This window comes from Micromonospora sp. NPDC050695 (assembly GCF_040654415.1).
In the GTDB taxonomy this organism is placed as follows: Bacteria; Actinomycetota; Actinomycetes; order Mycobacteriales; family Micromonosporaceae; genus Micromonospora.
In genome coordinates this window covers 1-1,089 of sequence record NZ_JBFAHZ010000160.1, presented here as the reverse complement: position 1 = coordinate 1,089, position 1,089 = coordinate 1, and the positions used below count along the sequence as shown (strand labels likewise).

General features: G+C 69.9%; 1 protein-coding gene. It reads left to right on the top strand.

The annotated features are described in order from the left end of the window. Positions 1 to 2 precede the first annotated feature (2 nt). A partial coding sequence (locus AB0H52_RS32045; RefSeq protein ID WP_357952049.1) for an IS110 family transposase occupies positions 3 to 1,089 on the top strand: 1,087 nt, incomplete at its 3' end.

Here is a 1,089-nt window from a genome sequence, read left to right as displayed (position 1 = left end):
GCATGGCAACATCGATCGAGCTGGTCGAGGTGCGAGTCACCATCGGCGTGGACACCCACGCCGACGTGCACGTGGCTGCGGCGATCGACCAGCACGGACGCCTCCTCGGCACGACCAACGTGCCGAGTACCGCTGCCGGGCACGCCCAGCTGACGGCGTGGGCGCAGGAACTCGGCCCGATCGACCAAGCCGGCGTCGAGGGCACCGGCAGCTACGGCGCCGGGTTGACCCGGCACTTGCTTGATCAGGGCATCTCGGTGATGGAGGTCGTCCGTCCGAACCGTCAGACTCGCCGCCGGCGCGGTAAGACCGACGCCATCGACGCCGAGACCGCTGCCCGGTCGGTGCTGGCCGGCACCGCGCTGGGCACGCCCAAGACCGCCGACGGCTCGGTAGAGATGATCCGTACGCTGCGGCTGGTCCGCCGGTCGGCGATGAAGGCCCGCACCCAGGCCGCCAACCAGCTGCGCGCCGTGCTGGTCACCGCCCCGCAAGTCCTCCGCGACCGGCTGCGCACCCTGTCGCTGCCGAAACTCGTTGACGCCGCGACGCGGTTCCGGCCCGGCCAGCTTGCCGGGATCGAGGCGGCCAGCAAGCTGGCGCTCAAGTCCCTCGCCACCCGATACCAGCAGCTCACGGCCGAAATCACCACGCTCGACGCCGAGATCGAGCAACTCGCCCACCGAGCAGCACCGCAGCTCATGGCGATCAAGGGAGTCGGCGCCGACATAGCCGGGGCGCTGCTGGCCGCCGCCGGCGATAACCCGGAGCGGCTGCGCAGCGAGTCGGCGTTCGCGCACCTATGTGGTGTCGCGCCGATCCCCGCCTCGTCCGGCAAGACCAACCGACACCGGCTCAATCGGGCGGGCAACCGCGACGCCAACCGCGCCCTCTACGTCCTGGCGCTGGGCCGGCTCAGCTACGACGAACGCACCCGCGCCTACGCGGCCCGACGCACCACCGAGGGCAAGACCAAGCGCGAGATTATTTGCTGCCTCAAGCGATACCTGGCCCGCGAGGTCTTTACAGCCCTGCTGAACAGCCCTTCTATCGCAGCCATGACCCCTGCTGGGACTGCTTCCAACCTAG